Here is a 7,868-nt window from a genome sequence, read left to right on the forward strand (position 1 = left end):
TTAGCCACAATTTGATTTAGTACGGTTATTTGGCCGCTGGCCTGTTCAAAAATCGCGGCTAATTCTAGTGCTTGGCTAGCTACAGATTCTATTTCATCCGTTTGCGCTTTTAGCTCGGTTTGAGCCACGGCCAGTTTGGCACCTTCTTTTGTCAGCTCATTATTTTTTAGTAACTGGTTTACCGAGTTGATTACATCGTTTAGGTTTTTATTCTCAAGGTCTAACTCTAAGCCTTGCACCTGCACAATATTATTACTTATGGTGCCGTTGATCGCATCAAGCGTTTGTTCTACATTGGCAAACTTAGCATTTACGCTGCCCTCAGCCGCATTAAATACCGTGATTTGCTCTTTAATGTAACCCTCAGCGGCGTTTATAAACTGCTGGGCATTATTGGCTTTTTCCAGTGTGTCGTTCTGGTTAAACTCCTGCAACGTGGCCGTTATGCTATAGTTGCTGTTAAACGTATCAATTAACTGGCTAACGTTACTTTGCGTTTGGTAGCCTTGCTCATTTACATAGGCGGCGCTTAACTCAATAGCTTTTTGTACTGAGGGTAAATTAACCCATGTGTGGCCATCAAGTTCATATTGCGCAGCATCGTTCTGATCAACTATTTCACCGTTAGCATCAACACAATAGCCCGTTGTTGCACGGGTGTACTCGTTGGCCATAGCCAGCATGGCTATATCTTGCGCTTGGAACTCAACACGTAATTGTGAAACTTGGCTCGCACGGGCTTGTTGTTCGTTTACCAGTGTTTCGTCTAGGCTTACTAAGTCAGATTCGGCCTCACCCATGCGTACTGATAATTGTTGACGNGTTTTCAATATCATCGGCATTGGCTTGTATAAGCTGCTCGGCATGTGCAATCGAGTCGTTTATGCCATCAGGGGTATTAACAAACTGGGTGATCAGGTCGGTAATGGTGCCTTCTGCGGCGTTTATCCACTGCTTTGCACTTTTAGCGGCTTCAATTGTACCGTTACTGTCTAACTCTTGCAGTGTGGCTGTAATACCATACTCGCCATCAAAGGTGCTTATAAACTGCTGTACGTTGGCCGCTGTTTGGTAGCCTTGGTTATTAACGAACACAGTGGTGTAATCATTAATTAACTGCACCAAAGGCCCATCTACCCATTCATGTCCTGCAGCAATACACGCTATGGCATCAGGCTCGTCTACCGTGTTGCCATTTTCGTCAATACAATAACCAACTACAGCTTTTAAACGCTCATTAGCTTGCGCTACAGCTTGAGTGCTTTGCGTGGTTATTTCAGCTTTTAGTTCACGTTCTGCAATGGTTCTAGCCGTTTTCTCATTTGCAAACGCTTGGTTCAAGCTCGTTAGGTACGCGGCGTTTTGACCTTGCAGTGCCATTAGTTCAAGGGTTTGGCTTGCTACGTTTTCAACATCATTACTTATTGCTGTTAAACGCTCTTGCGCCGTGGCTATTTTTACACCTTGCACGGCTAAATCTTGCTCAAGCAATAAGTCATTGTACGCGGCTAACACGCCAGCAATGCCTTGGTCGCTAACATCACGCGCTAAACCTTGCACTTGCGTAACACTTGAGGTTATTTGACCCGCTACAGCGTCTAGCGATTGTTCGGCATGGCTCAAACGCTGGTTGACACCCTCGTCACTGTTTAAAATGCTGCTAACCTGGTCACGTATTGTGGCCTCTGCGCCATCAATCCATGTTTGTGCGGCATTAGCTTTAATAATGACTTGTTGGTCGTTAAGCTCTTGTAGCGTGGCTGCTATGCTGTATGTGCTATTGAATGTATCAATTAACGTTTGAACGTTACTTTGTGTTTGATAGCCAAGCGCTGTTACCCAATTTGTGGTGGCGTATTGGGCCATAATACCCGTGGCCGCGTTTATGTCTTGTTCAAGCTCAGTGGTTCGGGCTGTAATGTCGGCAAGTGCTAAATCATTAGCGCCTCGCTTACCCACTTGAATAAAGTCTATATCACACGCACCAAGATCAAACTCTAAGCTGTTAATAGTGCCGGTATAATCTTGCGTACCCGTAGCATCAACGTTTAAGTTTTCCCACTCATTTGTGGTCGGCTCTGGTAAGTTAATGGTTGAATTGCCACCATTGAAATAGATTTTACCTAGCCACTGCGCGCCCGCATGCTTACGAACCCGCAAACGAAACATTGGATTTTCATCGGCATCATAATTGATTGCTGGGCTAGTGATTTTACTTGTGGCCACAATGTAACCGGTGGCGTGGTGGCTTTGTGGGTTGAATCCTTCATCACCACTATTAAACTGCCAGTTGTAAGCGGGTTGTAACGCGGCCAATGCACCGGCTATTTGCGAGTCTACTTGTTCAAAGGTGGCTTTTTGGTTTATTTGCGCCGCTTGAACAACTAATTGCGCCTCGGCTTTTGAGATACGGGTTTGTGAACTGGCTAACTCTTGCGCGTTTAGCGTGATTTTACTATTTAACCCATCAACCATTAAAGAGGCCGATCTAAATGCTTCATCGGTGTAAGCGTGAGCGCGGTTAACAATAGTGCCGGTATCTTTATCAATATACACGGCCGCATCAATTAAACGTTCACCTGTTGCGACTCTACGTTCATACTCTTGACGCCAATTAGTGTAGCTAGCAGCGGTGTTTAAAACGCTAAGTTCAATGTTACGAATGGCTAGGCGTTCTTTTTCAATAGCTAAGTTATTTAGCTTGATTAGTGAAGGTAAACCCGTTTCGTTTTGTGGGTCTAACACCTCAGTAATGCGCACTAAATTGGTTATTTGAGAGTTTGATTGTGCAAGCTGGGCTTGTAGGTTGTTAGGGTTTTCTGAATCTATAACCTCAACCTTGCTATTTAAACCCGTGAGGGCATCAATATTTTTTGCAATTAGGCTCGGCAAGTTGTTTTCAGTTTCAGGGCGTAGGCGGTCTACTTGCGTGTTTATATCTTCTATTAGGGTTTGTGCGTCCTTACTGAGCTTTGTGAGTGGTAATTCATTAATGTATTCAGTTAAATCAACGGTAGTTGTAGTGGCCGTAATATTTACCCAATCACTCGAACCTAAGTGATTAACACTGCGAACTCTAAATTGATACTCAGTTTCACTTTTTAAACCAATGCGATTATAAATCTGTGCAAGCACACGTTCGCCACTTTGCGGTTGTGCTACAGAGCCTAAAAACTCCCACTCAAACGCGGTGCCAATACCAGCTGCAGTAATCTCGGCGGTTAATGTAATTTGGTTATAATCAGCAGTTACATGCACAGTCGGCAAAGTAGGGGTGAGTACACTAAATTGCACAGCAACAAGTAATGAGCGCTGGCCAAATATGTTTTTAGCGCTAATACGCGCGGTGTACTCACCCAGTTGCAAATTAGGTATTACAACTTGCGTATAAGTTACAGAGGTTTTAAATACCGCCTCGTTAGCAGCAGTATTAATAAACTCAACATCGTACTCGTGTACAGCAAGCGGCGCAGGGTGGTTCCATTTAATAATACCATTGCCGTCACCATCAATGGTAACCCGTACATCAAAAATAGGCTGAGGTTTGCCCACTAAATAGTCACTGTTTGGCGTTAAATTTTGTGCACCAGGTACTAAATTATCAGCCCATAAATCAGGGGCGTCTTCAACACACATTAAGGTCACGCCGCCATCTAGTCTAAAGCGGCGCTCTGTTACACGGTAAACCTTATTATTTATCGATTCGCCAGGTAAGTTTAAATACACAGTGCGGCCAACAGCTGCAGCTAAGCCTTTGTGTTTAAGGGGTAACTCTATTTCGCCTAAACGTGTTTGTTCTAAATGTATTGTCGCAAGGCGTTGTGCTGTAGTACTACTGCGCACAAATGGGAGTGATATAGACTTTTCAAGTATCTGGTTATCAATGGCTTGATACCCAGCAGACACTACGGGCGGTGCATCAGTACGGTCATAGTTTTGGTCTGGGTCTGTAAAAGTGGCACGTACAACATTAGCACGGTCTCGTAAATCAGCATGCCACTTAATTTTAATATTGCCGTGTACGTCATCCTGGTTAATAGTGTGAGTAGGGTTGCCATACCAGGCACCTACACGAACATACCACTGGCCCATCTGTCTAAATATCTTACCAGCAAAACAGGCTTCTAATTGGTTTAGTACCTCAATGGGTTTAGTACTAAACGTAAAGCTACCGTTGGTTGTGTAGCGTGGCTCAGTGGTCACAACGCCCTCAGCGTCGGTAAATTCGGCGTTTTCGTCACACACATTAATGGCTGCAATCCACCACTGAAGCGGCAATCGGCTAAACGGTACCTCATATGCACCATAAAATCGTACATAGTGCAGTGCGCACAGTACCGCGTTTTGGCTCCAAATCCAGGTGCTTTCATCGTCAGGGTCTTGGCTTGTATCGCGCGGGTCCCATACACGAGCACCGCGTATTAAAAAACCCATATCGCTTATGCCGTCTTCAAACACTTCGCGGTTATTTTCAATTTCTATAAAAATATAGCTTTGACCAAAGCCAATATGCTCACTTGTCCAGCCAGCCATTTTTGCCATCGCTTTCGTGTTTGCAATGGTTTGGCGGCCATCGCTTAACTCATAATCCCAACTTTCACTTGGATATTCTTTGAGTTTTTTATCAGCAATGTAAATCTCTTCAAGGGCATCAATGGGCGCACCGTTAATTAAAACAATTAACTGCATCCATTTCTTGTCACCTTTTTCAACTTCTGCTTGGTGTGCAATTACCCCCCCAACAAGGTCGCGTCCAAATGTAATGCGCCTAGGCTGGTCTATACCCTTTTGTAACCCCTGGCCAAGGGTCGCTAAATCTTCTTCAGGTACTTCTGGGGATAGAGAGTCCCAAAGAGCACCCACGGTTTTATCAAAAATGCTTCTGCCAAGGCCAAATATATCACCGCCAGTATCTACAACAGTATCAACGACTTTAGACATTGCGCGGCTCCAAAGGATAAACTGCCTTTATGGTGTTCATGGGTAAGCTAACTAAACCGAATTCACCTACGCAAACAACAGCATTAACCGTTACGATACCTCCAACTAGGTCACCTTTAAACTTAACTACTGCTAAATCTCCTCGGCGGGCATACGCAGTAGGTATAGATGGGTTTAAACGGTCTTTAAACACACTTTGAACATCGTTTAAACCGCGTTTAAATAATTGTTTAAACGCACCGTTTTCAGTGCGGTAGTTACCCCTAAAGTCTGCAGCGACATCGTTACCGGTTGCAAATAGCACCCAATCAGCAACAAATAAACAACAATCATTTTTGCCCCATTTAAACGGTTCACAGTTACGTTGGTTAATAAACGCACTAAGCTTAGCGGCGACGTTCATAGCGCTTACCTCCTATGTAGTTACCAGGTTGTGTATCAGGTAGGTTTTGTTTATTGGCGGTGGCTTGTTCACTAAAAAATACATCGCCCGGGTATAGTGATTTTTGGGTAGCATCGTTCCAACGTTGATTTAAACGGGCTTCTTTCCAGCGCTCGCTTTCACCCGCAACACTGAGCTGTATTTGCGATACATCGCCGCGCTCTACGTCACAGGCAACAATGTAGCCGCTTTCAAGCAGCTGGCTTTGGCTAACGCGGTAATGCTCATCAACGGTTACAAGGTAAATTTCACAGCCTTGGCTAATGGGGTCGTTTTCGGCCACCTCAGCTAATACGGATTGGTCTTGAGTATGCAGGGTTAAGCGTATGCTGGTGCTGTCGTTTTTATCGCTGGCGGGTATTTCGCTAACAGTGCCGAGCATACCCACGCCATGCCAGGTTAAATTAGCAAAGCGACGTTCACCCACACCTGTATGCAGTAAAACATCACCACTTTTAAACGCTAGGCGTACAAAAAAGCGCGCGCGACCACTGGTGGCTAAATCATCAAGTAGGGCAGCGTTTAGGCTTTCCATTAAAACGCCTCCCGCCCTTTAATTTTCCAGCTGGTTACAATGCCGTTTTTATACTGAGCACTTGCAAGCCCTTGCTTGTTATCAGCAAGGCGGAACAAACCAACCGGTTGTTTAAAAGTAATTAGGGTGTTGTCTGCTGGTATTTTACGTAGGGGAGATTCAAATATTACTGTGGCATTGCCTAGTGAGTCCGTCACTAAATCTTGGGTTAATACTTTTAGCTCGGTGTTTTGGCCTACACCTACTTGCATACGTTCGCCAGCAACTAATAAGGTTTGGTTAGCGGGGAGTCCATCAATAATTAAAATATTACCGTCTTGGTTTTCACCATGCACATAACCAGTAAAGTCTTTATCAAGCTGCTCACGGCGGTAATCAATTAAAGTAAACGTGCCTACCTGGCCGCGTAAGCTAGCAATAAAACCATCAAGCGCCAACGCATCACGCTCAGGCACATTGGCAAGCTCAATTTCAAACTCCCAATAAGCACCTTCAAGGTCGTAAACCTCAGTGGCATTATTGGCTTTATTTAAGTGTATTTGGCTATTTGGCACTAACGTAAAGTTAGAGAGCTTAGGCCGTTTGGGAAGGGGGAGTGGTCGCATCGTTACCAAGTTTCATAATAAAACACTGGTAACGAGTATAAAATTTAAGGAGTAAGCTTTCGGCTGGAAAGGGGTTTACATAGTTATAGTAATTTACGAGCTTTTAATTCAAGTAGCACTTCATCCGAAAGAGCATCAATCCAATAAACATCTTTAAGCTGCCTACATGTTAAACCAGCAACTTCCATGAATACAAGTTCTGACGTAGGCTTTTCTACATCATTACTATAGATATACAAATGATAGACAATTTCTATAAAGAATAACCATGTAAATATTGTTAACCTGTTAAAAATAGCAATTTCTAATATAGGCTTATATCTATTATTTTCTATGTTATTCAATAAAAGAGCTATCGTTTTTATTTTTTCTATATAGATATGTGTATCATCAAAAATTAAACTTTTAAAACTTAAGGAAAGCTCATCATTTTCCAGCGGTTTTGACCTCATCTCAAAAAAGTAGGCTTGTAAAAAAGTCTCAAATGGCATATCTGATTCTTTTATACTTCTGAAATTAAAATTATCATCTGTAAAGATACTCCATTTTCTTTCATCTTGTTTTAATTTACACTTTTTATCATTTAACTTTTTAATTTGATCAATAACTTGGAATAGCGTTTCTTTGAATACACTATAACTTTGTGTATCAGATTGCTCCTTTAAAACTATTCTTGTTTCGATAAGCTCTAATTTTTGAACCTCTAAAGCCTCTTTGGAATCTTTCCATGTCCTATAAAGCAAAAGTATCGATACGAACAATAAAATCGGTGAAAAAACATTACTGAAATATGTAGCCGTGGCAACCCATCTTTCAATAGGGGTATTTAAATTAAAATTAAATATGCTGAAGAACTCAATAACAAAAATACTACAGCCTAATATTGCTAAAAAGATAAAGTATATTACGGGGTTTTTAATTAACTGTTTCAAAATTTTGTTTGTTGTTTTAAGATTATTACTCACAAACATTCCCTTGCTTTTTAAAACTCCTTTTTACACCAATCTCAAACACTTAACAACTAAGCTGCACCGCGCACGGCACGAATAATTGCACCGTTACTTTGTATATTAGCTACCACAACCCCCACAACTTGGCGTGCTATGTCTTGGCCTACGGATTGCGATGTTTGCTCATTAGCACCGCCTTGCACAGTAATTTGGTTAGTTATATGTATATTTACACCAGAGCCACCACCATCATTAGCTGCGCCGCCAGCATTGTAACGCCGCGCCATTTGGCTAATTTCTGTATTTTGTTTCGGGCTTAATACACGCTCACCACGCTGTAATACGTAGGTAGATTCATTCGGCACATAATCTAAACCACCGTGCGCAATACCCGC

5 protein-coding genes and 1 pseudogene are annotated in these 7,868 nt (G+C 42.7%); all 6 read right to left on the reverse strand.

Features of this window, described 5'->3' with window-relative positions; translation table 11 throughout:
• Positions 1–792 precede the first annotated feature (792 nt).
• A complete protein-coding gene (locus L650_RS0103025; RefSeq protein WP_029772140.1) occupies positions 793–4,941 on the reverse strand; it encodes a phage tail protein in 4,149 nt (1,382 codons plus the stop codon).
• Positions 4,934–5,344 (reverse strand): DUF6950 family protein, encoded by a 411-nt coding sequence (locus L650_RS0103030; RefSeq protein ID WP_004586577.1) that lies wholly within the window; start codon positions 5,342–5,344, stop codon positions 4,934–4,936. Before L650_RS0103030 ends, L650_RS0103025 begins: the two co-directional genes overlap by 8 nt.
• Positions 5,328–5,918, reverse strand: coding sequence for a hypothetical protein (locus L650_RS0103035; RefSeq protein WP_004586576.1), 591 nt, complete (start codon positions 5,916–5,918; stop codon positions 5,328–5,330). The genes L650_RS0103030 and L650_RS0103035 overlap by 17 nt, the downstream gene beginning before the upstream one ends.
• Entirely contained in the window at positions 5,918–6,523 is a 606-nt protein-coding gene (locus L650_RS0103040) for a hypothetical protein (protein ID WP_085065413.1), read from the reverse strand. Before L650_RS0103040 ends, L650_RS0103035 begins: the two co-directional genes overlap by 1 nt.
• A gap of 83 nt (positions 6,524–6,606) precedes the next feature.
• Positions 6,607–7,488: a hypothetical protein gene (locus L650_RS0103045; protein ID WP_128081040.1), complete on the reverse strand. Its 882-nt coding sequence runs from the start codon at positions 7,486–7,488 to the stop codon at positions 6,607–6,609.
• 56 nt (positions 7,489–7,544) lie between these two features.
• Positions 7,545–7,868: pseudogene (locus tag L650_RS23530) on the reverse strand (phage tail protein); the annotation flags it as partial.

Source organism: Pseudoalteromonas sp. TB51, assembly GCF_000498055.1.
Taxonomy (GTDB): Bacteria; Pseudomonadota; Gammaproteobacteria; order Enterobacterales; family Alteromonadaceae; genus Pseudoalteromonas; species Pseudoalteromonas atlantica.